Origin of the sequence: Fictibacillus sp. 23RED33 (genome assembly GCF_015903925.1) — a bacterium.
Classification (GTDB): Bacteria; Bacillota; Bacilli; order Bacillales; family Fictibacillaceae; genus Fictibacillus; species Fictibacillus phosphorivorans.
In genome coordinates this window covers 195,962-218,840 of sequence record NZ_JACZDX010000005.1, presented here as the reverse complement: position 1 = coordinate 218,840, position 22,879 = coordinate 195,962, and the positions used below count along the sequence as shown (strand labels likewise).

20 protein-coding genes and 1 other annotated feature are annotated in these 22,879 nt (G+C 39.7%); of the genes, 12 read left to right on the top strand and 8 right to left on the bottom strand.

The window, feature by feature from the left end:
- The first annotated feature begins 170 nt into the window (after positions 1–170).
- The 3 genes from IHV09_RS16980 to ytxJ all read left to right on the top strand — a co-directional run bounded on the left by IHV09_RS16980 (position 171) and on the right by ytxJ (position 1,476).
- Positions 171–638, top strand: coding sequence for a DUF948 domain-containing protein (locus IHV09_RS16980; RefSeq protein WP_197265011.1), 468 nt, complete (start codon positions 171–173; stop codon positions 636–638).
- On the top strand, positions 639–1,055 hold the full coding sequence (locus IHV09_RS16975) for a YtxH domain-containing protein (RefSeq protein ID WP_191751970.1): 417 nt from the start codon (positions 639–641) through the stop codon (positions 1,053–1,055).
- Between the two features lie 82 nt (positions 1,056–1,137).
- Complete coding sequence (gene ytxJ, locus IHV09_RS16970) at positions 1,138–1,476, top strand: bacillithiol system redox-active protein YtxJ (protein WP_197131683.1); 339 nt, start codon at positions 1,138–1,140, stop codon at positions 1,474–1,476.
- 25 nt (positions 1,477–1,501) lie between these two features.
- On the opposite strand, the gene IHV09_RS16965 is transcribed toward ytxJ, so the two are convergent.
- Entirely contained in the window at positions 1,502–3,655 is a 2,154-nt protein-coding gene (locus IHV09_RS16965) for a cell division protein FtsA (RefSeq protein ID WP_197265010.1), read from the bottom strand.
- A gap of 118 nt (positions 3,656–3,773) precedes the next feature.
- Between IHV09_RS16965 and IHV09_RS16960 the strand changes: the two genes are divergently transcribed.
- The 3 genes from IHV09_RS16960 (at position 3,774) to IHV09_RS16950 (ending at position 6,846) form a co-directional block, all read left to right on the top strand.
- On the top strand, positions 3,774–4,862 hold the full coding sequence (locus IHV09_RS16960) for a bifunctional 3-deoxy-7-phosphoheptulonate synthase/chorismate mutase (RefSeq protein WP_197265009.1): 1,089 nt from the start codon (positions 3,774–3,776) through the stop codon (positions 4,860–4,862).
- 259 nt (positions 4,863–5,121) lie between these two features.
- Positions 5,122–6,123 carry a catabolite control protein A gene (ccpA, locus tag IHV09_RS16955; protein ID WP_197131669.1) on the top strand — a complete coding sequence of 334 codons (1,002 nt, stop codon included), beginning with the start codon at positions 5,122–5,124 and terminating at the stop codon, positions 6,121–6,123.
- 21 nt (positions 6,124–6,144) lie between these two features.
- Positions 6,145–6,846, top strand: coding sequence for a 5'-methylthioadenosine/adenosylhomocysteine nucleosidase (locus tag IHV09_RS16950; RefSeq protein WP_197131667.1), 702 nt, complete (start codon positions 6,145–6,147; stop codon positions 6,844–6,846).
- Positions 6,847–7,115: 269 nt separating this feature from the next.
- Here IHV09_RS16950 and IHV09_RS16945 read toward each other — a convergent pair whose 3' ends face one another.
- The 3 genes from IHV09_RS16945 to IHV09_RS16935 form a co-directional block, all read right to left on the bottom strand.
- Complete coding sequence (locus IHV09_RS16945) at positions 7,116–8,270, bottom strand: acetoin utilization protein AcuC (RefSeq protein ID WP_197265008.1); 1,155 nt, start codon at positions 8,268–8,270, stop codon at positions 7,116–7,118.
- Positions 8,260–8,910 (bottom strand): acetoin utilization AcuB family protein, encoded by a 651-nt coding sequence (locus IHV09_RS16940; RefSeq protein ID WP_197189585.1) that lies wholly within the window; start codon positions 8,908–8,910, stop codon positions 8,260–8,262. The genes IHV09_RS16945 and IHV09_RS16940 overlap by 11 nt, the downstream gene beginning before the upstream one ends.
- A 249-nt stretch (positions 8,911–9,159) precedes the next feature.
- Positions 9,160–9,792, bottom strand: a complete 633-nt coding sequence (locus tag IHV09_RS16935; RefSeq protein ID WP_197265007.1) for a GNAT family N-acetyltransferase — start codon at positions 9,790–9,792, stop codon at positions 9,160–9,162.
- A 160-nt stretch (positions 9,793–9,952) separates the two neighbouring features.
- On the opposite strand from IHV09_RS16935, the gene acsA reads away from it, so the two are divergent.
- On the top strand, positions 9,953–11,668 hold the full coding sequence (gene acsA / locus IHV09_RS16930) for an acetate--CoA ligase (RefSeq protein WP_197131658.1): 1,716 nt from the start codon (positions 9,953–9,955) through the stop codon (positions 11,666–11,668).
- 21 nt (positions 11,669–11,689) lie between these two features.
- On the opposite strand, the gene IHV09_RS22720 is transcribed toward acsA, so the two are convergent.
- Positions 11,690–14,566 (bottom strand): transglycosylase domain-containing protein, encoded by a 2,877-nt coding sequence (locus IHV09_RS22720; RefSeq protein ID WP_197265006.1) that lies wholly within the window; start codon positions 14,564–14,566, stop codon positions 11,690–11,692.
- Between the two features lie 124 nt (positions 14,567–14,690).
- Positions 14,691–14,912 (top strand) — a binding site (T-box leader).
- A 54-nt stretch (positions 14,913–14,966) separates the two neighbouring features.
- On the opposite strand from IHV09_RS22720, the gene tyrS reads away from it, so the two are divergent.
- The 3 genes from tyrS to IHV09_RS22715 all read left to right on the top strand — a co-directional run bounded on the left by tyrS (position 14,967) and on the right by IHV09_RS22715 (position 18,271).
- The gene (gene tyrS / locus IHV09_RS16920) at positions 14,967–16,226 is read left to right on the top strand and encodes a tyrosine--tRNA ligase (RefSeq protein WP_197131655.1); all 1,260 of its coding nucleotides are present in this window, start codon (positions 14,967–14,969) and stop codon (positions 16,224–16,226) included.
- A 65-nt stretch (positions 16,227–16,291) separates the two neighbouring features.
- A complete protein-coding gene (locus tag IHV09_RS16915) occupies positions 16,292–17,194 on the top strand; it encodes an aldo/keto reductase (protein WP_197265005.1) in 903 nt (300 codons plus the stop codon).
- Between the two features lie 147 nt (positions 17,195–17,341).
- Positions 17,342–18,271 (top strand): methyl-accepting chemotaxis protein, encoded by a 930-nt coding sequence (locus IHV09_RS22715; protein ID WP_197131651.1) that lies wholly within the window; start codon positions 17,342–17,344, stop codon positions 18,269–18,271.
- Positions 18,272–18,335: 64 nt separating this feature from the next.
- On the opposite strand, the gene rpsD is transcribed toward IHV09_RS22715, so the two are convergent.
- The gene (gene rpsD / locus IHV09_RS16905) at positions 18,336–18,938 is read right to left on the bottom strand and encodes a 30S ribosomal protein S4 (protein ID WP_191751958.1); all 603 of its coding nucleotides are present in this window, start codon (positions 18,936–18,938) and stop codon (positions 18,336–18,338) included.
- Positions 18,939–19,283: 345 nt separating this feature from the next.
- Between rpsD and megL the strand changes: the two genes are divergently transcribed.
- Positions 19,284–20,462 carry a methionine gamma-lyase gene (gene megL, locus IHV09_RS16900; protein ID WP_197265004.1) on the top strand — a complete coding sequence of 393 codons (1,179 nt, stop codon included), beginning with the start codon at positions 19,284–19,286 and terminating at the stop codon, positions 20,460–20,462.
- 198 nt (positions 20,463–20,660) lie between these two features.
- On the opposite strand, the gene IHV09_RS16895 is transcribed toward megL, so the two are convergent.
- Entirely contained in the window at positions 20,661–21,146 is a 486-nt protein-coding gene (locus tag IHV09_RS16895) for a GAF domain-containing protein (protein WP_197265003.1), read from the bottom strand.
- Positions 21,147–21,298: 152 nt separating this feature from the next.
- Between IHV09_RS16895 and refZ the strand changes: the two genes are divergently transcribed.
- Complete coding sequence (gene refZ, locus IHV09_RS16890) at positions 21,299–21,985, top strand: forespore capture DNA-binding protein RefZ (protein ID WP_231618368.1); 687 nt, start codon at positions 21,299–21,301, stop codon at positions 21,983–21,985.
- Here refZ and hisJ read toward each other — a convergent pair.
- Complete coding sequence (gene hisJ / locus IHV09_RS16885; RefSeq protein ID WP_197265002.1) at positions 21,950–22,783, bottom strand: histidinol-phosphatase HisJ; 834 nt, start codon at positions 22,781–22,783, stop codon at positions 21,950–21,952. The two genes, refZ and hisJ, sit on opposite strands and share 36 nt — an antisense overlap.
- Positions 22,784–22,879: the final 96 nt, after the last annotated feature.

The window sequence follows — 22,879 nt, the reverse complement described above, 5'->3', positions numbered from 1 at the left end:
AAGCCCCCTATATATTTGATATCTTCTTTATTTTAACTTAATTTAAACAATTTGTAATGTTCTAGAAAAGGATTTTAATGAAGTGGTAAAGAATACTATAAAAAAACACGTTTCCTTTGATAAAAACTCGGGAAAAAGCAATAATATACTTTCAGGAGGTGTCTCGAATAATGGATATCATTATCTCAATCAGTGTAGCATTAGTCGCAGTTGCATTTGTCGTACTTGTTTATTTTTTATCAGGGGCTTTGAAATCATTACAAATTACCCTCAATCATGTCGCGGTAACGCTAGAAAGTCTAGAGAAGCAATTAGATGGCGTAACGCGCGAGACAACCGATTTGTTACATAAAACAAACCAGTTAGCCGAGGATGTTCAAAAGAAATCAGATTCTCTTAACAACGTGTTTTCTGCAGTTCAGGATTTCGGTCAATCCGTTCAAAAGGTGAACCAATCTGTCCGCAAAGTAACAGACCAGATTACGGTTGAAACAGAGCGACAGTCTAAACAAATATCGCAAGCGGTTCAATGGGGAAATGCAGCATTGAATTTATGGGAAAAATATAAACTCAAAAAATCCAATGTTGACACAGCGGTTGACACAGCGACAAATCAATATTCCAGAGGAGGAGTGTAAATGAGCAACAACAACAATCAAAACATTGATAGCAAAGATTTTATCATCGGTGCTCTTGTTGGTGGCATGTTAGGGGCTGCAGCAGCGCTATTATTAGCGCCTAAAGCAGGGAAGGAATTGCGAAGCGATCTGAATGAACAAGCTGTCTATTTAAAGGATAAAAGTAATGAGATCTCTCATTTGGCTCGTGAAAAATCCTCAAACATTGTTAAGACCGTATCTGAACAATCGAACCAAGTCGCAACAAAGGTTAAAGATCTAACTTCAAACCTTCGCAAGGATATTGATAAGTGGCGTGCGAAAGAAGAAGAAAACGCGTCTGAACTGTATGGTGAGATTACAGACGATATCCAAGATGAAGGTAAGCTGGATTATGATCCTGCTAATGAGCAAGAATTAGTAGAGCAAAAATATTGATAAGTATGGTGTGAATATGAAAAGATAAGAAAAAGAACTTGTTTCTTTTTCTTTTCTTTTTATTATGGAGGTAGAAATCGATATGTCACTCATTCAATTACAAAACGAACAAGATTGGAATTTAGTAAAAGAACAAAGAAACCGCATCATCTTGATGAAAAACAGTACAACATGTCCCGTAAGTCATGAAGCTTTTAAAGAATTCCAAAAGTTTGCAGCTGATAACGAGAATGAAACGTTGTATTATCTGAACGTGCAAGATTCAAGACCACTAAGTAATGCGATTGCTGAGCAAACAGGAGTGAAGCACGAATCTCCTCAAGTTTTAATTTTCGATGGAAATAACGTGGTTTGGCATGATTCACACTGGAATATTACGAATAAGAAGCTTGCACAAGCGAACGAAAAAACAAAAGCGTAGCAGAAATTGCTACGCTTTTTTCTTTTTAAACTAGTACTTCAAATTTTAATAGTAGTTGATCACCTGTTTGTATTTCGGTTTGAAAGCCGGCTTTTTCTCCGTTCTTTAACAAAATCAGGCTCTCACCTGGTTTTGGTTGAAGTGTAAGTTCCACTTCTGTAAAAACGTCTTGAAAAATAAACGGTTGTTGATTGGCCTTTTTCATCAAAAGTCTTTCCTGACTATGAAGAACTGAATCGCTACACAGTTTTTCCTCTTCACGGTAGAACGTATAGAGTGGTCTTACAAGAGTCAGTTCTTCTTCATTAAAAATAACCGTACATGACTGATGAAGGTTTAGGTCTAGTGCGTTCGTTACATGTTTCAAAGTTACTTGCTCTTCTTCAGAACGTTGATAATCTAAACGATCTCCGTCGTTCCATTCTGTATGAAGGGTAACACTTAGATCGTTTAGATGCACCGTACTCGTGATTGTAGTAGGAAGAGAGAGCGGTTTACCATCTACAAAAAGAGTAAAATCCAAATTCTTTGTTTCGCTACTCCACTTTTTTAGATCAAAAATATCTGAAAGGGTTGAAGGGAAGCGATAATAACAATCATCTCTATCAGATAATAAAGTATTGGCGTATACACGTTGTTCATTTATATAATAATGTGTTTCAAATGTCTCAGCTTCCCCGTTCACCCATAACGTTTTGACAGAGTGATCATCAATTGCGTCTTTTATCGAGATTTCCGCATCCTCCCCGTTATTTCCAGGTTCATAATGGATGATTGCACCCTCTAAGATTTCATCTGATAGCGTGCAAGGAACACCATTCATCTCAATGGTAGGAGCTGAACCGATCTTTCCTTTAAACATCTTCACTTTCCCATTCACAGAAACCATCAATCCCATTCCAGGTTTGCCGTAAAGTTTCGAAAGATCAGCTCCTCCAGCGATCAAGGCATCACCGATCGTAAGTTTTTTTACTTGAAATAAACGTATTGTCTTTCCATTCACAGAGACGGTTACATATTTAACCGGATTTTCTTTAGCCGCAATACCGATACCTACAGGTGTTACGAGTTCAGGGCCATCTTCTTTTAATGATGGGATCAATGATTGGATGGCGTTAAGACCACGAATCGCAACTCGCTCGATTGGCAGGGTAAGCTTTTCAGCGACTTTCTCGCGTAATAGAGGTGTTAAACTGCCTCCTCCCACAAGCATGATCGCCTGTGGTGCTTTGCCGTTCAAGCGAAGGACTTCATTTGTAATTCCTTCTGCCAAATTGTCGATCGAATAGGCTATCGTTGAAATCACTTCAGATGTGACTTTCTTGGATGGAAATCCTAAGATATCTGTGTATGTTATTTCAGATTCTTGCGTTAACGAACGTTTAATCTGCTCAGCTACAGGAAAATCCAACAAAAACTCAGAACTGACTGCTTCCGTAATTTCATCCCCTGCGACCGGTACCATACCATAAGCAATAACTGTTCCTTGAGCAGTTATCGCGATATCTGAAGTACCTGCTCCAATGTCAACAAGAGCTACATTTAACTTACGCATAGAAGGCGGAATCAGCACATTGATGGCTGCGATCGGTTCTAACGTTAGAGCTTCCATTTCAAGGCCAGCTTCGTCTAGAGCTTTCATTAAGGACTCTACAACTACTCTCGGTAAAAATGTAGCGATAACTTCTACACTAGCTCTGTTTCCTTGCTGACCGATAAAGCTCCCGATCTCCTGCTCGTCGAGATAATAATGAAGGACAGAATATCCAACGCAATCGTAGAGTAAATTGGAGTTTTCATCTAATAAGCTCGCTAATTGATATTGAGCTTGCTGAACCGCTGCAAGTTCCATATGGATCACTTCTTCATTTGAAGTGATATCACCAAGTGAGAGATCTTTTTCAGAACGGCCTTTCACGGTCTTAAGAGCTCTTCCTGCTGCAGCAACACAAACTTTAGAAAGCGAACCTACTTCATGTTCGAGCTGATTTTTTATAGTCCTGATCACTTTAGCAACAGCAGGGATATGGTGGATCTGGCCATCAAGCATAGAGCGCTCTTCATGTTCGATCATTTTTTTATGTAAAATTTCATACTTTCCGTTTTCATGCTGCTTTAAAATCATACCGACCACGGAGCGTGTACCGATATCTAATGCGAATAAAAGATTTTTGTCCACGAAGGCACCTCTTTTTGTTACGATAGATGTATAGGTAGTCTTATAAGTGATAGAAACGTCCTAATTATTAGAAATGTATCATATTTCTTACATTATATAAATACTGAGGTGCTAAGATATGAATCATCTAGAATTAAACACGTTACGAGCAGAACTTGATGATGTGAATAAAGAGTTATTAGCGATAATCAATAAACGTGGTGAGCTTGTTCAGCGGATCGGTAAGATCAAATCAGATCAAGGTATGAAGAAGTACGATCCTGTTAGAGAAAGACATATGTTAGATCTCATTTCAACAGATAATGAGGGGCCATTTGAAACGAGTACTCTTCAGCATCTTTTTAAAGAAATATTTAAAGCAGGTCTAGAATTACAGGAAGTAGATCATAAAAAGGAGCTTCTTGTCTCTAGAAAGCAAAGACCTGAAGATACGGTTATCTCTGTTAAGGGGATGGAGATCGGAAACGGAAATCCTATTTTGATTGCTGGGCCGTGCGCTGTAGAGAGTTATGAACAAACAGCTTCTGTAGCAGATGCTGTTACAAAGAATGGGGTAAGACTATTACGAGGAGGAGCATTCAAACCACGAACGTCACCTTACGATTTCCAAGGATTAGGTGTGGAAGGACTTCAAATTCTAAAAAAAGTGGCAGATGAATACAATTGTGCGGTGATCAGTGAGATCGTCCATCCACAAGACCTTGATATGGCGTGTGAGTATTTAGACATCATCCAAATTGGTGCTCGAAACATGCAGAACTATGAGCTGTTGAAAGCAGCAGGGAAGCTCAATAAGCCTGTTCTATTAAAAAGAGGACTGGCAGCAACGTTAGAGGAGTTCATTAATTCTGCGGAGTATATCATGTCGCAAGGAAACGGGCAGATCATCCTTTGTGAAAGAGGGATTCGAACGTATGAACGAGCAACACGAAACACATTAGATATTACAGCCGTACCAATTTTAAAACAAGAAACCCATCTGCCTGTGTTTGTAGATGTCACCCATTCAACAGGGAGAAAAGATTTGCTCCTGCCAGCAGCGAAGGCAGCTTTTGCGATCGGAGCGGATGGCGTGATGGCAGAAGTACATCCTGATCCAGCAGTGGCTTTATCAGATGCTGCACAGCAGATGAATATCGAAGAATTTCAAGTATTTGTTGAAGAACTTGTTTCCTCACGTTTTCTTAAAATCAATCAAATGGTTTAATAAGTGATCAACATAGGACCGGTGAGCTTAAGGATTTAGCTGCCGGTTTTTTTGTATGCAAATAACTACTCTGAAAAAGCGTATGATTCTGCCTTTTTTCGCCAAAAATAAGTAAAATAGGTTCATTTTATTTTATTCTTTTTTTAATGTATGAATAAATAGTGAAACATGTCTCTATTCATTGCCTACTTTACTACTTTATCGTATGATAATAGCATTACATAGCTGTCGGATATGCAGTATATAAGGAGGATTTTTTTTGAATACAACAATTTATGATGTAGCTCGTGAGGCAGGTGTCTCAATGGCAACGGTTTCTCGTGTTGTTAACGGAAACCCAAACGTCAAGCCATCTACTAGAAAGAAAGTACTTGAAGCGATTGAAAGATTAGGTTATCGCCCGAATGCAGTAGCAAGGGGATTAGCAAGCAAGAAAACAACAACGGTCGGCGTTATCATTCCGGATATCTCTAGCATCTTTTTTGCGGAATTAGCTCGTGGGATTGAAGATATTGCCACCATGTATAAATACAACATTATCCTTTGTAACTCTGATCAGAACAAGGACAAAGAGATCCATCTGTTAAACACTTTACTAGGTAAGCAAGTGGACGGAATTGTATTTATGGGCGGGAAGATCACAGAAGAGCATGTAGAGGAATTCAAGCGTGCGGCAGTTCCGATCGTAATGGCTGCTACTGTGGATATGAACGAAGAAGTTCCATCTGTAAACATCGATTATCAAAATGCTGTTTATGAAGCAGTTTCTCACTTGCTTGAAAAAGGTCATTCTTCTGTTGCGATGGTAACTGGCCCATTAGAAGATCCGATCAACGGTTATTACAAATTTAACGGTTACCGTAAAGCGTTAGAAGAGCACGGTAAGAAGGTTGATGAAAGTCAAGTATTCGTTGGTGAATACACATATGATTCTGGAATTGAAGCGATTGAAAGCTTCTTAGACAGTGGAAACAAACCTTCAGCTGTCTTTGTAGGTACGGATGAAATGGCACTAGGTGTGATCCATGGTGCACAAGACCGAGGTTTGAGCGTGCCAGAAGATATTGAAGTGATCGGGTTTGACAACACAAGACTTGCTACTATGGTGCGTCCGACATTATCAACGGTCGTTCAGCCAATGTATGATATCGGAGCTGTAGCGATGCGCTTGTTAACAAAACTAATGAACAAAGAAACAGTTGAAGAACATACGGTAGTATTGCCTCATCGTATTCAATTCAGAGATTCTACAAAACAATAACGAAGTGTTGAGGTGGGCGAAGTGAGGATTGGCATCATCGGTGCGATGGACGAAGAAATCGTTTATATGAAAGAAGCACTGGATATTTATGGGGAGAGCGTTTTTGCTCAAAATAAATTTTATGAAGGTACACATCATAACAAAGAGATCGTTTTATGTAAGTCTGGCGTAGGGAAAGTTAACGCAGCGATTACCACACAGATTCTTATCGATCGTTTTCAAGTTACTCATGTTCTTTTTACAGGAGTAGCAGGTGCACTTGATCCTGAACTTGAAGTAGGAGACATTGTAATCTCATCAAGTGCGATGCAGCACGATATGGATGCATCTGCATTGAGCCCTGACTTTCCAAAAGGAACGATTCCGATGTTCGCGTTTGATTCTGAGTTTAAAGCAGATGCTCAGTTAGTAAAACTTGCAGAAACAGCAGCAGAAAGATTACAAGGACCTAAAGTGAAGATCGGAAAAGTACTGAGCGGTGATCAGTTTATCGCTGATCGAGAACTGGTTGAAGTATATTCTGCTCTTTTCAATGGAACTTGCATTGAAATGGAAGGGTCAGCAGTGGCTCAGGCTTCATTCTTAAATGAAGTACCGTTCGTGATCATCCGTTCGATCTCTGATAAAGCAAACGGTGAAGCGCCAGCTAGCTTTGCTGAATTCACCGCATTAGCTGCACGTCGTTCGTCAGACATGGTCGAAAGCATTATAGAATCATTATAGAATGTGACTTTGGAGAACTGACCCGTCAATGGACGGGTCAGTTTTTTTGGTTGAGGGTCATGAGGTCTTATGGATTTGTCGAAAAGTGGTTAAAAATTTTTATCCGTGAAATTAATTTACATTACCGTGAATTTAATTCTATTTACCGTGGATATATTTTTGATTACCGTGAAATTATGAACATGTTCGTTAGAAAATATGGCTTGAACAGCTGTTTTCCGGCTCAAAAAGTATAAAGAAAGAGGACTAAACGGTATAGTCCTCTTTTTTTATGAACTCTTTTTAATGGAATATAAGCTTTTTTCCAATGTTGCTCTGTTTTTTGAAGTGATCTCTTCTTTTCTTGGAATTGGTTTATAGATTCCAGATTCATCTTCCCATGTAGGAGGAAGCGGATGTTTCGCCTCGCTCGTCCAACGCTTTAGCCAGTTCTCTGCTATCTGTCCGGAAGGTGCTTGATCGTTCATGACACACCAAAGGTAAGACCAAGCCCTCGGAACGACACGCCAAATATCATAACCGCCACCGCCTGTTGCAATCCAGCGGCCGCCGCAATATTTTTCGGCGACTTTCTTTGCGATCCTTGGAATTTCAGTATACGTTTTCATCGTTACGGACAAATGAGTCAAAGGATCATAATAATGAGCATCAACACCATTTTGGGTAATGATGACGTCCGGTTTAAAAAAATCTGCAACTTCCCACAAACTTCTTTCATAGCACTCTAAGAAGGATTCATCTTCTGTAAAGGCATCAACAGGAACATTAAAGGAGAAGCCATACCCTTTGCCAGCTCCTTTTTCATGGATTGATCCTGTTCCAGGAAATAAGTAGCGTCCTGTTTCGTGTATGGAAAGTGTGCAAACATCTGGATCATCATAAAAAGCCCACTGCACACCATCACCATGATGGGCATCCGTATCGACATATAAAACACGAGCATTATATTTTCGTTTCATATATTCGATTGCGATTGAACTGTCATTATAGATACAGAATCCAGAAGCTTTGCCTCTAAATCCGTGATGAAGTCCACCGCTGAGGCTAAGAGCATGCTTGGACTTTCCTTCCATGACATGATCTACAGCTGTAAGAGTAGCACCGACGATCCAACTGCTGGCTTCATGCATATTTGGAAAAATGGGTGTATCTTCTGTACCAAGTCCATAGTTTAGAGCGATCTCACGGTTAAGCTGTCCTTTTCCAGCCTGCTTTACGGCTTCCACATACCCTGAATCATGAATCATCATGATCTCTTCATCTGTCGCTTGTCTAGGTAAGACAATCTGATCGTCATCCAAACACCCTGAATCTCTTAACAACTCATAAGCAAGTTGTACTCTAAGCTGATTGAAAGGGTGGGTGTCACTGAACTTATATCCTAAAAGATCTGGTGAATAAACAAAAACGGAATCATTTTTCATCGCGTTCACCCGGAACAGGTGGCCACTTCACTTCATAGCCGTTTTCAATCAAGTGTTCGATGACCGGAAGCGGGTTCATCGTACCAACGCGAAATACGATAATCTTTTCTCGCTCATTATGAGACGGATAGACAAGGACAGAGCTGATGTTCAAGTGAAAATCTTTCAACACACTCGCAACCTTAGCCAGTTCACCAGACTCGTTCGGGACGGCTACCTCTAGATGAGACCCCGGTTGATGAGTACCTGTTAATAAGATAAAAGCATGAAGCATCTCTCGTTCAGTTACTAGACCAACTAACTTCGTCTCTTCAAGTACAGGAATACAGCTTACATTATGTTCATAAAAAATCGTGGAAAGTTCTTCTGCGATATCGAAAGGATGAGCTGAAAAGGTAGCTTGTTTCATAATGCTTGAAACAGGCTTCTCAAAATCTTCTGGATGTTCGTTTTGGTGAAAAATAGATGGACTGGCATCCTTCACTTCACGATCTGTAACCAGTCCTAGTAGATCTCCGTTGTTATCAATGACAGGCAAGTTTCGAACATCTTTTTCTAGCATTAGTTGAATGGCTGTACCGATCGTCTCGCTTTCATGAATCGTTACAACATTCTTTTGCATCATATTTTGAACGATCATATGTAACACTCCCATTTGATTTCTCTCTATAAAGTGATGTTTTTATTATGCTGTTTTCGTATACACTGTTGCTCATGAAAGTAGTTGATTTCCGCTCCAGATTACTCGCTTTCCATGGGGCGTGCGGTGAGCCTCCTGCCGTTATACGCCTTTAGGAGTCTCACCTGACCGCTCGTCTCATAGGAGTCGGCAACCTTGCGCTTCAATCAAATTGCATTTGAAGTAAAAGAAAAACATCCTAAAAGTTTATTAGTACATAAAACGATTCTTAAAACGCAGCCGGTCAAACTGTTGAATCGTGTCTAAGTCGATTCTATTTCCGATACGGACCATCAAACAATTGGCTGGGTGCGAACTAATTTCAGGATCATCTGTTGCCATATACTCAAGGTCACCTGCATTCATCATCTTTTCCATGACTTTTCGGTAATCCCAAACGGATAGTTTCGTTCCTTTTAAGTCCCAGTGCCAATAGTATTCTGTTGTGATAATAATATAGTCTTCCATGGCATCATCCATCATGGAAACTTTTAATAGTGTTTTTCCAACTTTAAAGTTTCGATAATCAGGAATGACTTCTATCGCACCTAGTTCTAATAGATTTTCCATGTTTCCTTCTGACCAGCGTTCTAATGGATCAGGATAGACATATGTAACATAACCTACTATGGTATCTTTATTTCTTGCGATAATGATTCTTCCTTCGGCTAGCCTCGCGATTTCGGTAACTGCTTTTTTTTGCTCTTGAGCTGGCCTGAATGCTTTTAGATCTTCATGGAAAGAAAGACCTTCTAACGTTTCTGCTGATACAGGTCCTTCGACGGTAATGGTTCCATGACTCGTTTTTAGTGCTACACAGTTGTATGTTTTCGTATGTTTCATTTTTACACCACCTAGGTTGGTTTCCAACTTCTATTATACATCATAAAACCATGTTGTAAGGGTTTACATAACGGTTTTTATAGATAGTTCTAATAAGTTAAAAAATTTAGATAATATGATATAATTAAAGGGATATTCAAAAGGGAAGGGAGATTTGGCAATGAAACTGGAAGCGCTTCCGATTATAAAAGGTGATTTTAATCTACAAGATTATGAGGCTACATACGGAGCATTTGATTGGAAAGACATTGAAAAAGAATTCTCCTGGCACAAGACAGGACGAGTTAATATGGCATATGAAGCTATAGACCGTCATGCAGCATCCCATCGTAAAAACAAAGTAGCACTCTACTTTTCAGATCAAAAAAGAGATGAGAAGTATACGTTTAAAGACATGAAAGAGATGTCTAACAAAGCGGGGAATATGTTACGCCAAATAGGTGTTGAAAAAGGAGATCGCGTCTTCATCTTCATGCCGCGTTCACCTGAACTTTACTTTACTTTCCTTGGAGCAATCAAGCTCGGAGCAATCGTTGGCCCATTGTTTGAAGCATTCATGGAGGGGGCAGTAAGAGACAGACTTGAAGATAGTGAGGCAAAAGTGCTTGTTACCACGCCATCGCTATTAGAGCGTGTCCCGGTTGATGAACTGCCAAAATTGAAGAATGTTATTTTGGTAGGAGAAGATATTAAAGAAGAGGGACCATATGTAAATTATTTTGATCGTATGAAAAAAGCATCGAAGGATCTAGATATTGAATGGGTGGATCGTGAAGATGGATTAATCCTTCACTATACGTCTGGATCGACAGGGAAACCAAAAGGTGTGCTTCATGTTCATAATGCGATGCTTCAGCATTTCCAAACTTCAAAATGGGTACTTGATCTAAAAGAAGATGATGTTTACTGGTGTACGGCAGATCCGGGCTGGGTGACAGGAACTTCTTATGGCATATTCGGGCCATGGTTGAACGGTACATCAAGTGTCATTCGCGGGGGGCGTTTCTCTCCTGAAGATTGGTATGGAACGATTGAAAATTATGGTGTAACGATCTGGTACAGTGCTCCAACTGCTTTTCGTATGTTGATGGGCGCTGGAGACGAAGTGGTAAAGAAATTTGATATGTCTTCACTTCGACATATTTTAAGTGTAGGTGAACCTCTTAACCCCGAGGTCGTTAGATGGGGAATGAAGGTGTTTAACTTACGGATACATGATAACTGGTGGATGACGGAAACAGGTGGTCAGTTAATCAGCAACTACCCAGCGATGGAAATTAAACCTGGTTCGATGGGTAAACCGTTCCCAGGGATAGAAGCAGCGATCATTGACGACCAAGATAACATCTTACCACCATATCGTATGGGCAATCTTGCTATCAAAAAAGGATGGCCGTCCATGATGCGAGCAATCTGGAACAATCCTGAAAAATATGATTCATATTTCACGCCAGGTGGTTGGTATGTTTCCGGAGATTCTGCTTATATGGATGAAGATGGCTACTTCTGGTTCCAAGGTAGAATTGATGATGTTATCATGACTTCTGGAGAACGAGTCGGGCCGTTTGAAGTGGAAAGTAAACTCGTAGAACACCCTGCTGTTGCGGAAGCCGGTGTTATCGGAAAACCCGATCCTGTTCGAGGCGAGATTATTAAGGCGTTCATCGCCCTTCGTTCTGGCTATGAAGCAAGTGATGAGCTGATCGAGGAAATCCGTAGTTTTGTAAAAGCTGGTCTTGCTGCACATGCGGCACCACGTGAAATAGAATTCCGTGATAAGCTTCCGAAGACAAGAAGCGGTAAGATTATGCGTCGTGTTCTTAAAGCGTGGGAACTTGATCTACCGACAGGTGATCTTTCTACGATGGAAGATTAATAACAATGAAAAACCCTCGAATCAATTCGAGGGTTTTTTCTTATTATTATTTTGTGTTGTGGCTGGTGGCGGATCACCAGTGCCAGGATCTGTAGGTTCAGTTGGTGGCGGCGGTGGATCTTGTGGCTCATCAGGCTTACCAGGCTTATCTCCATCTCCTTCTGTTGGAGGTGTTGGTGGCTCAGCTGGTGGTTTCTTTTCACCGACCTGAACTTTTGTCTGTGCGGGAGATTCTTTGCCAGCAATATCCACTGCTGTAACATAAACGACTCCGGCAGGAACTTTTGCAGAAGTTTTATCAGCGGTTACAGAACCGATCTTCTTAAATGATGTACCATCTGAAGAGTGATAGATGCGGTAACCAATTACATCATTCTCTCCATGTGACGCCCAAGAAAGCACGCCATCCGACATTTTTGCGCCCGCAACAGCGGAAGGAACTTTGCCGTTCTCTTTTAACTCTTTTTCAGGAACAATGTTGTTCAATAGATTCGTTGTATTCGTTAATTTGTTTAGCGCTTCTAATCCAAGTTCGCGGAGGAACTCTTCCTTAATCAGAACACCATCTTTTGTAAACTCTTGTGGTGTTGAAGGAAGTGCTTTATATTTCGCATCGCCTACAAGCACATAACGACCTTTTGTGAGTGTGTCGTCCACTTCATTAGGTGTGAACTTCGCATTAAACAGATCAGTCGTTACGAGTCCAGCACTTCGACAAAGATCAGAAGGCAGTTTACCCGATATTCCACAGATCTCACGACGTACGATTCCTGAAGGCATTGCGAATTGCTTTTCAGCGTCTACGAGCTGTGGTGAATGTTTATAAGCCGCATTTATAAGTTGTGCCCATATTGTTTGGTTTCTTTGCCCGGTGTTACCCGCTAGGTCAGCTGGAGTATCATAACCAATCCAAACACCGAACGTTACGTTAGGATTTGATGCAACAAACCATGAGTCTTTATCCGCATTTGTTGTTCCTGTTTTACCAGCCCAATCTGATTGGAAAGCTAGTTTGCGAGGAACACCTGATGCCGTTCCAGAAGACAGAACATCTCTCATCATGTCAATTAATAGATAGGATGTTTGTGGACTATATACTGGTTTCGCTTCACTCTTATGTTGGTAGATGACTTCACCATCATTAGATTCAATGCGTTCAATCATATATGCATCAACAAAATTTCCTCCGTTTGCGAAGGTAGAGAAAGCGTTAACGTTTTCTTCAACTGTAATACCGACATCTAAGGCACCCAGAGCCATTGCATTTTGTGTACGATCGCCTTTCGTAAGGCTCGTTACACCCATCTGCATTAGTTTCTCGGTAGCTTTCATATGATCTACACGTTGATAAGATTTAATAGCTGGTATGTTTCTTGATTTTTTTAAAGAATGTCGAACTGATACTAGACCATCGAAATCCATATCATAGTTATTTGGCTTCCATGTTCCTAATGCAATTGGTGTATCAGGAACGATTGAACCTGGTTGAACTTTACCTGTTTCCAATGCGTAAGAATAAGCAAGCAATGGTTTCATCGTTGATCCGTTTTGACGAGGAGCTCTCATCGCATGGTTGGTTTGTTCGCGGTTAAAATCACGTCCTCCAACAAAACTGATGATCTTTCCTGTCTTATTTTCTATCAAAGTTGCACCGACTTCTTCAGGTTCAGGCTTATCAAGTTTAATTCTTTGGCCTCTGCTGTTATACACGTATTGATTAGCAGGACCGAATAAATTATCATTTTTCACTACTTGCTGCATATCATCGTATATTTTTTGATCGATGGTTGTGAAAATTTTAATTCCCTTTTGCCTAACTTGAGTTCGGGCATTATCCTCATACTCTTTTAATTCCTCAGCATTTAGATCGCTTAGTTTTTTTCCATCTTTTTCAGCGTTCAACTTTGTCAGTAAATCCACTGTTCGTCTTTGGATTTCAACAGTCAAGTATGGATATCTCTCATATGAAGATTGCTTTTTAGTTGTTAGGTTCTTTTTAATATCATATTTCATTGCTTCATCATATTCTGCTTGTGTAATAGACCCGGCAGATAACATGCGGCTTAGAACAGTTTGCATACGTTTTATGCCGGCAGACATGTCTTTCTTTTGCTCCCCACCTTTATTAAAAGGGGTATAAACGAAAGGGTTCTTTGGTAGTCCAGATAGGTATGCGGATTGAGCTAAATTCAGCTTGGATGCAGGTACTCCAAAGACACCTTCTGCAGCAGCTTGTATACCAGCAACGTTTCTACCTGACGAGTTTCTTCCATAAGGTACGATGTTTAAGTAAGCTTCTAAGATTTCATCTTTCTTGAGTACTTTTTCAAGTCTCATTGCTAATAAAATTTCTTTTGCTTTTCGATCAAAAGATACTTCATTCGTTAGAATTTGATTTTTAATTAGTTGTTGAGTTAGCGTACTTCCACCTGTTACAACAGAAGCACCTGAAAACTCTTGGAACATGGCGCGGAATATTGCTTTTGGCACAACACCCTCATGTTCATAAAAATATTGATCCTCTGTTGATATAACAGCTTTTAAAACATAAGGAGATACTTCTTTTAAACTGATCTCTTGCCTATCCAAATCAGATTGAAGCTTTCCTAGATATGTTTTGTTAGCGAAATAAGCGGTACTCGTTTCTTCATAGTTGTAGATATCTTCTTTCATAGAAGTGTGAGCTCGCACGGGTTCGTCTTTTACAAGAGAAGCGAAGAAACCAGCTCCTACACCTGCTGCGAAAACACCACCGAGGATAAGTAATACAGTTACAATCAAGAACATGTTCCATGTGACGTTATATGTAATTCGTGCTGTTCGAATAATTCCTTTTTCTTTCAAAAAGTGGACAAATTTCTCCCATTTTTGCTTCAATTCATCAAAACGAGACATCATTTGGTAATCCCTCCCCCTCGTGTATTATAACATAAGGTCGATTTATGATAGAACACCGTTTTTGAAGATGAAGATTGACATGAAATTCAACTATGTGGTAAAAATAAATGAAGATTATTATATGTTGAAAGCGAAGATAGGAATGAGTAGCAGGTGTCTCCCTGTTTCAGAAAGCTGGTGGTTGATGCGAACCAGTGCAAAGGCATGCTGTGAATTACCTCCTGGAGCTGTCTCTGTGAACGTTAAGTAGCAGAGAACGGATAAAACCGTTACGAAATGAAGTGAAAAGCCTTTTTTGGGGCTTTTAATTAGGGTGGTACCGCGAGATTGTCATCACGTCCCTTTCCAACTGGAGAGGGACTTTTTTTATTGTCATTAAACAACGAAAGGAAAGATAGGAATGAATATTCTACAAGATCTAGAATTTAGAGGTCTTCTTAATCAAGTAACAGATCAAGAGGGATTGCAAAAAGAACTTGAAAACGGAATCGTAAAGCTTTATTGCGGATTTGATCCAACTGCAGACAGCCTGCACATTGGAAACCTTTTACCGATTCTCACACTTAAACGATTTCAAGAAGCTGGACATCAGCCTTTTGCGCTAGTTGGCGGTGGAACAGGTTTGATTGGTGATCCAAGTGGTAGACAAACAGAAAGAACATTGAACGAAGCTGAGATTGTTGTTCAATGGACAAATAAAATTAAAAATCAGCTTTCTAGACTTCTTGATTTTGAAAGAGAAAACAATCCTGCTAAGACAGTGAATAACTATGAGTGGTTAAGTCAACTTACAATGATCGAGTTTCTTCGTGACGTTGGAAAGAATTTCTCAGTTAATTACATGCTTGCCAAGGATTCTGTTGACTCTCGATTAGAAGCGGGTATCTCTTTTACCGAGTTCTCATACATGATTTTACAATCGTATGATTTTCTTAACCTCTTCCAAAAAGAAAACGTAAAACTTCAAATAGGTGGAAGTGACCAGTGGGGTAATATTACAGCTGGTATGGAATTGATTCGTCGTTCTGGCGAGGAAGAAAAGGCTTTCGGACTAACGATTCCGTTAATCACAAAAGCGGATGGAACGAAGTTTGGTAAAACAGCATCAGGAACGATCTGGTTAGATGCAGAAAAAACGACTCCATACGAGTTCTACCAGTTCTGGGTAAACGCAGCAGATGCTGATGTAATCAACTGGCTAAAATACTTTACATTCTTATCTAAAGAAGAAATTGTAGCTCTTGAAAAATCCTTAGCTGAAGCGCCAGAAAAACGTGAGGCGCAAAAAGCGTTAGGACGAGAAGTAACAACTTTAGTTCACGGTGAAGCAGCATACAAACAAGCAGTAAAAATCACTGAAGCACTCTTCAGTGGAAATCTGTCTGACTTAACGGCTGCTGAGATCGAACAAGGTTTCAAGGATGTTCCGTCATTTAACGCAACGAATACGGAGGACTTAAACATTGTAGATCTGCTTGTTGATGCGAAGATTTCTCCATCTAAACGGCAAGCAAGAGAAGATGTAACAAACGGAGCTGTATCAATCAACGGTGAAAAGATTCAAGATACAGCATATATGATTGGTGAAAAAGACCGCATTGAAAATAAGTTTGTGATCATCCGTCGCGGAAAGAAAAAATACACGTTGATCAGATATTAAAATGAAGGATAGGAACCCAATCGTAGCAGGGTTCCTATCTAATTTTATTAAAGGATGTGTTTGTTGTGAAAAGAATTCAATTAGCAGAAGACCTTCAGTTTTCACAGATCGTTCACGGACATTGGCGTTTAGCAGAATGGAATCTCTCTCCCGAAGAGCTTCTTTCACTTATAGAAAGATGTATAGAGGCAGGAATTACAACGTTTGATCATGCTGATATTTATGGTAATTACATGTGTGAAGAGCTGTTTGGACAAGCCCTAGCTCTTAAACCATCCTTACGACATGAAATGCAGATCGTGACTAAGTGTGGTATTAAACTCATTTCTGAAAACCGTCCACATCATACGATTAAATCTTATGATACGAGTAAAGAACACATCATCGCTTCTGCAGAAAATTCATTGAAAAAAATGAACACAGACTTTGTAGATGTACTATTGATTCATCGCCCAGATCCGTTTATGGACCCAGCTGAAACAGCAGAAGCGTTTCACATCTTAAGAAAAGAGGGGAAAGTGAGACATTTCGGTGTTTCTAACTTCACACCTAAACAAATGGAAATGCTGCAAAATGAGTATGATGGACCACTTGTAACGAATCAGATCGAGTTGTCCGTTCTTCATGAACAGTCTTTCTTTGATGGCACGATCAATCACCTTCAAAAAGAAAAAGTTAGACCGATGGCTTGGTCTCCGCTTGCTGGAGGAAGATTGTTTAATGGTAAAGATGAAAAAGCGGTACGAGTGAAAAAGGCTATAGAAATAGTCGCTAGTGAAACAGAAGCCTCATCTATTGATGAAGTAGCTTATGCATGGCTGTTGAATCACCCGGCACAGATCATGCCGATTGTTGGTAGCGGAAAAATGAATCGTATTGAGGCAGCGATAAATGCAGCAAACTTACCGCTAACACGCGAGCAATGGTTCTACATTTTACAAGAAAGTATGGGGAAAGAAGTAGATTGATTCATACTTTACTCATTCAATAATAAGCCGAAATCCACACAGTATGATGTGTGGATTTTTTTATTATATCTATAGAACATTTCGTTAGTAATTAGTTCCTTAGTAGTATAATATTAGAAATAAATACTAAAAAATGGGGATGCATCAATGATTACATTAAGCAACAACAGTTCTACGAAGAGCTCACAAGTATTGAATGAAAGTGCTGTACTGGCAGCGATTGATCGATCAGTAGCCATGATTGAATTTGACCCTCATGGAAAAGTACTATGGGCAAATGAAAATTTTGCAACAACGGTGGAATACCATGTTGATGAGATGCCGTTTTTGGTCCATAAGCAATTTTGCACAGAAGAGTTTTTGCGAAGCGGTGAGTATGATCGGTTTTGGCGAAGTCTAAGAGAAGGTAAAACATTTCAAGAAAAGATTCAACGTGTAACGAAGTCAAAGCGTTTGATTTGGTTAGAAGCTACGTATACACCTGTTCTGGATGAAAATCATAAAGTGACAGCTGTGGTAAAGATTGCAACAGATATTACGAATAGAGAAAATAATACGATCAGGGTTGCTTCCGACCTTCAACAGATGTCCCTAGAATTGCTTACACGAGCGGAAGAAGGATTAAAGAAAAGTAATGAGATTTCATTATCTACCGAAAAATTAGTGTCTGAATCCCAACAGAATTTATCTATATTAGAATCTCTGAAAAAGCAAGCTACTTCTATAGAAGATATTGTAAAAACGATTCGTGAAATTGCGGCACAAACCAATTTGTTAGCGTTGAACGCAGCTATAGAAGCAGCTCGAGCTGGTGATCATGGAAGAGGATTTAACGTTGTGGCGGTTGAGGTTAGAAAACTGGCTAATCGCGTGCAAGACTCTATCCAAGAAGTGAATGCACATATTTCAGGAATCACTGGCGAGATAAACAAGATCAATGATGTGACTCACCGATCGCAAGAAGGGATAACCAATAACAAACAATTGATCGAACAAGCGATGCAAGAGTTCTTAGGTATCGAAACTTCTGCGAGACAGTTGGAGTCACAGGCAAGTAAGTTTAAGGAACTTCTATAGGTCTACAAAATAAGAAAAACCCCTAATGCCTTTAGAAAAGGTGTTAGGGGTTTCTTCACTCTTATTAACGAGAGTAGTATTCAACGATAAGTTGTTCTGTGATCTCAGCAGGAAGTTCAGAACGCTCTGGTAAGCGAGTGAAAGTACCTTCCAATTTGTTTTCATCAAATGTTAAGAAATCAGGTACGAAGTTGTTTACTTCGATCGCTTCTTTAATAGCAGATGAGTTACGAGATTTTTCACGAACACCGATTACATCTCCAGCAGATAGACGGTAAGAAGCGATATCAACACGCTTTCCGTTTACTGTGATGTGACCGTGATTTACTAGTTGACGAGAAGCACGACGCGTGCGAGCAAGACCAAGACGGTAAACTACGTTATCTAAACGAGATTCTAAAAGAATCATGAAGTTTTCACCGTGGATACCAGTCATTTTACCAGCATCATCAAAAATGCGGCGGAATTGACGCTCGTTTACACCGTACATGTAACGAAGCTTTTGCTTCTCTTGTAATTGTAAACCGTATTCAGAGATTTTTTTACGTTGAGTTGGACCATGTTGTCCTGGTGCGTATGGACGCTTAGAAAGTTCTTTCCCAGTTCCGCTTAGAGAAATTCCAAGACGACGAGAAACTTTCCATGTTGAACCTGTATATCGAGCCATTATTGACTCCTCCTTCACATGTTTGTTTGTGTTAAAACAACAACAGTGACTATGGCCTTTTCATGAGCATATTTTGTATGAAAAACATCTTCACTTCAGCAGCCATGAAGCTACGAGATGTTCCCGGATTAATGAAAACCAGGGTACAAAATAAAAACAAATGATGGACACAGTGCCGCTTATTTTACACAAAGAATAGTATAAGCTTTTTTGTTATACCGTGTCAACTCTATCTATAAATACATAAAACATTTTCAGGGACAAATTGTAAAAACATGAAAATTCATATATGATATGTTTAAGAAAGCGCTTACATTTTATATTGCCTTCAAAGGAGAAGTAAAAATGGACACAAAACGCTTTGAAACAGATGTGATTCACAAAGGGTATAATGCAGAACAACATAATGGGAGTTTGGCTCCTCCGATTTTTCAAACTTCAACTTTTGTATTTGACAGTGCTGAAACGGGTGCAGCACGGTTTGCAGGTGAACAGGAAGGATATATCTATTCTAGACTTAGCAATCCTACCGTCGCGATGTTAGAAGAGCGAATAGCAGCGATGGAAAAAGGGGAGAAAGGTCTAGCGTTTGGTTCCGGTATGGCTGCCGTGTCAGCTATTCTTCTCGGTTTAACGAAAACAGGTGATCATATCCTCTGTTCTGAAGGAGTTTATGGTTGTACCTTTGGCCTGCTTCAGCTTATGGAAGAAAAGTATCATATTACACACAACTTTCATTCGATGAACGATGAGGAATCAATACGGTCAGCAATTAACGACCATACAACAGTCATATATATTGAATCTCCGATAAACCCGACGATGAAACTTGTTGATTTAAGTATGGTGGCAAGAATTGCAAAAGAATTTAATATTCCAGTAGTTGTAGATAATACGTTTTCCTCTCCTTATCTACAGCGTCCACTTGAATTAGGCTGTGATATCGTTTTGCACAGTGCCACGAAATATTTATGTGGACATGGGGATGTAATAGGAGGTCTAGCGGTTGGAAAGCAAGAATTGATGAGCCATCTTGCTATGACCACTCAAAAGGATATTGGTGGAGTAATGTCTCCTTTTGATGCCTGGTTGCTTTTAAGAGGAATCAAAACACTTCCTGTTCGAATGGACCGTCATTGTGATAATGCAAAAAAGCTGGCAGACTTGTTAAAGAAACACCCTGCTGTAAATCGAGTTTTGTATCCGGGTGATTCTGATTTTCCTCAATACGAGCTTGCGAACAAACAAATGTTAAACGCGGGCGGTCTGATCAGTTTCGAAATAAAAGGAGATAAAGTGGTCGCACAAAAATTCATGAATGCATTAAGACTCATTAAAATCGCAGTTAGTCTTGGAGATGCAGAAACACTCATCCAGCATCCTGCTACGATGACGCACGCTGTCGTACCTGAGGAGAATCGTCTTCAGATGGGAATCAGTAATCAGCTTCTGCGTTTATCGGTTGGTTTAGAAGCATGGGAAGATATTTGGGGTGACATAGAACAAAGTTTAGATTCTTTATAAAAGGCTGTTTTCTTAAACTTTGTTGCTTCTGGAAGTAGTTGATTTCCGTTCCAAGCTGCTCGCTTTTCGCGTGGTAGGAGGCACGCACCTTCCACTCCAATCAACTGTAATGAAAGCAACACCTTTTAGATGAGCGTTATATACAAAAGAAGCCCTGCGCTTATATCGGCGCAGGGCTTCTTTAATAGGTAAGAGAAATTAGATATATCGAAGTAAAACCTCACAGAATTTTTCTAAGTTCTCTTGATCAATCTCATCAAATCGTTCCTTCTCTGGACTATCAATATCTAGAACTCCTAGGAGCTGGCCGTCTTTAACTAACGGAACAACGATCTCGGATTGAGAAGCTGCATCACAGGCGATATGTCCAGGAAACTCATGAACATCTTTTACTACTAATGTTTCTTGGTTTTGAGCGGACGTTCCGCATACTCCTCTTCCAAGAGGTATTCTTACGCAAGCTGGAAGCCCTTGAAAGGGTCCAAGAACTAATTGGTTCGTCTCTACTTCAAGTGTATAAAATCCGACCCAGTTTACTCTGTCTAAGAATTGATTCAGTAAGGCAGAAGCATTTGCAAAATTCGCAGTAGCGTTTGTTTCACCCTCAAGTAAAGCAGAAAGTTGTTTTAACAGAAGTGAATACCCCTCATTTCTGTCTGTGCTATATTGCTGAACGGAAAACATCAAGATTCCTCCAAACCTGATAAATTGTTTATTCTATCCTATCAAATAATGTTGAACTATACACCCAAAAGCCCTTATTTGTCGAGCGATTATTAAAGGTTTATGTCTTCCGCCCAAGAATTTTATACAAGAGGGAAGGACGGTGGAAGAAAATGAAGACAGATCCGATGGAAACGAAACTGAAAATAGCTGAGGCTGCGATTGCTCTTTTCACAAGCCAAGGATTTAAAGGAACGACCGTTAGGCAGATAGCAAAAAAAGCTGGTGTGAACATCGCTTTAATTTCGTACCATTTTGGAGGAAAGAAAGGTCTTCTAGAAGAGTTGATCACTTCATTTTTTGAAGGGTATATCAGAAGGATTGAAATCATCTATCATACATCGAGCTCTCCAACAGTAAAAGGGAGTTTTATTGAAATAGTAGAAGCATTGTTGATCTATCAACAGCGAAACCTTCCTCTTGCACGCTTTGTCTATCGTGAGATGACGCTTGATTCAACATTGGTACGCGAACTCATGTCTACCTACTTAGTAAAAGAAAAATACTTTTTGCAAACTTTGTTTGAAAAAGGGATGAAGAAAAAAGAATTCAGAAGGCAGCCTGTGGACTTTTTAACTATTCAGTTCAAGGATATGATGATGCTACCATTTTTGCATCCACTATATTTAGCTGAAGTGTATCAGATCAGTGCTGAAACAGAGACGTTCATCCAACCTTATAAAAAATGGATGATGAACTGGTTTGATAAATGTGTTTGTCTTCCTGAAAGAAAAAATCCCCTACTGTCTGCTGTTCAAAAGCCGTTATTCGGCTCTATTCAAGAGAAGTGGGGAAGTTAATGTTGCTGTTGCTACTAATTGATCAAATCCTTGACCGAGTCCCTTAGCACTGTGGGCATCAGACCCATAGACGAGAGGGATTTTTCTTTTTTGTGCTTCATTTATGATCCAATCTGAAGGGTAAGGCTCCAAACAATAAGGCTTAACAGCACCTGCCCCGTTGTAATCCAAATACATTTTACGTTCAGACAAGGTTGTTAAAATGTCTTCTACTTCCTTTTCATAACTAAAATCTGGAGGGAAAAGTGTCTGAAACTTCTTAGCTAATGTGATATGACCAATCCTTTTTGGCTGATGCTTCCCAAATGAATGACTGATTGATCTTCTAACCGTTTGAAAGTATAGGGAGTAGACAGCAGAAAGGCTACCCGACTGTTCAATCAATTCTTTAAATACATTCTCATCATAATCCATGCAGTAGTGCTTATTTTTGACGTTTAGAAAATGAACAGAGAGAATGGCATCATCGAGCTCTGGCCAAACTTCTTTAAGAAACGTATTCGTCTCCTCTTCATATCCATCTATAAAATCAATCTCTAATCCAGTAAAAATCTCTATTTTACTTTTATAAAATTTCTTAACTTCTCTCAAAGTGTTAAAGTAACTTCCTAATTGTTCGTGTGTCATGCTACTGTCTTTCGTGGGAGCAGGATCGGTAAATGTATGAGGGAGCGGAGCATGCTCTGTAAAGGTAATACCTTTCATACCTAAAGAGATAGCTCTTTCGATATACATTTCAAATGTGTCTAGTGACCCATGGGGACAAAAAGGCGTATGGACATGTCCATCATAGTACATCTTTCTTACTCCTCCTTTCGACAAAATCTTCATTAAATTGGAAAAAAATTATCAGATTATGCAATTTTTTTGCGTCAAATGTTTGTTTACATGTTA

Bases quoted from the DNA above. Each gene is read 5' to 3' on its own strand.
- IHV09_RS16980 (WP_197265011.1), top strand. From the start codon at position 171: ATGGATATCATTATCTCAATCAGTGTAGCATTAGTCGCAGTTGCATTT.
- IHV09_RS16975 (WP_191751970.1), top strand. From the start codon at position 639: ATGAGCAACAACAACAATCAAAACATTGATAGCAAAGATTTTATCATC.
- ytxJ (WP_197131683.1), top strand. From the start codon at position 1,138: ATGTCACTCATTCAATTACAAAACGAACAAGATTGGAATTTAGTAAAA.
- IHV09_RS16960 (WP_197265009.1), top strand. From the start codon at position 3,774: ATGAATCATCTAGAATTAAACACGTTACGAGCAGAACTTGATGATGTG.
- IHV09_RS16945 (WP_197265008.1), bottom strand. From the start codon at position 8,270: ATGAAAAATGATTCCGTTTTTGTTTATTCACCAGATCTTTTAGGATAT.
- IHV09_RS16940 (WP_197189585.1), bottom strand. From the start codon at position 8,910: ATGATCGTTCAAAATATGATGCAAAAGAATGTTGTAACGATTCATGAA.
- IHV09_RS16935 (WP_197265007.1), bottom strand. From the start codon at position 9,792: ATGAAACATACGAAAACATACAACTGTGTAGCACTAAAAACGAGTCAT.
- acsA (WP_197131658.1), top strand. From the start codon at position 9,953: ATGAAACTGGAAGCGCTTCCGATTATAAAAGGTGATTTTAATCTACAA.
- IHV09_RS22720 (WP_197265006.1), bottom strand. From the start codon at position 14,566: ATGATGTCTCGTTTTGATGAATTGAAGCAAAAATGGGAGAAATTTGTC.
- tyrS (WP_197131655.1), top strand. From the start codon at position 14,967: ATGAATATTCTACAAGATCTAGAATTTAGAGGTCTTCTTAATCAAGTA.
- IHV09_RS22715 (WP_197131651.1), top strand. From the start codon at position 17,342: ATGATTACATTAAGCAACAACAGTTCTACGAAGAGCTCACAAGTATTG.
- rpsD (WP_191751958.1), bottom strand. From the start codon at position 18,938: ATGGCTCGATATACAGGTTCAACATGGAAAGTTTCTCGTCGTCTTGGA.
- megL (WP_197265004.1), top strand. From the start codon at position 19,284: ATGGACACAAAACGCTTTGAAACAGATGTGATTCACAAAGGGTATAAT.
- IHV09_RS16895 (WP_197265003.1), bottom strand. From the start codon at position 21,146: ATGTTTTCCGTTCAGCAATATAGCACAGACAGAAATGAGGGGTATTCA.
- refZ (WP_231618368.1), top strand. From the start codon at position 21,299: ATGAAGACAGATCCGATGGAAACGAAACTGAAAATAGCTGAGGCTGCG.
- hisJ (WP_197265002.1), bottom strand. From the start codon at position 22,783: ATGTACTATGATGGACATGTCCATACGCCTTTTTGTCCCCATGGGTCA.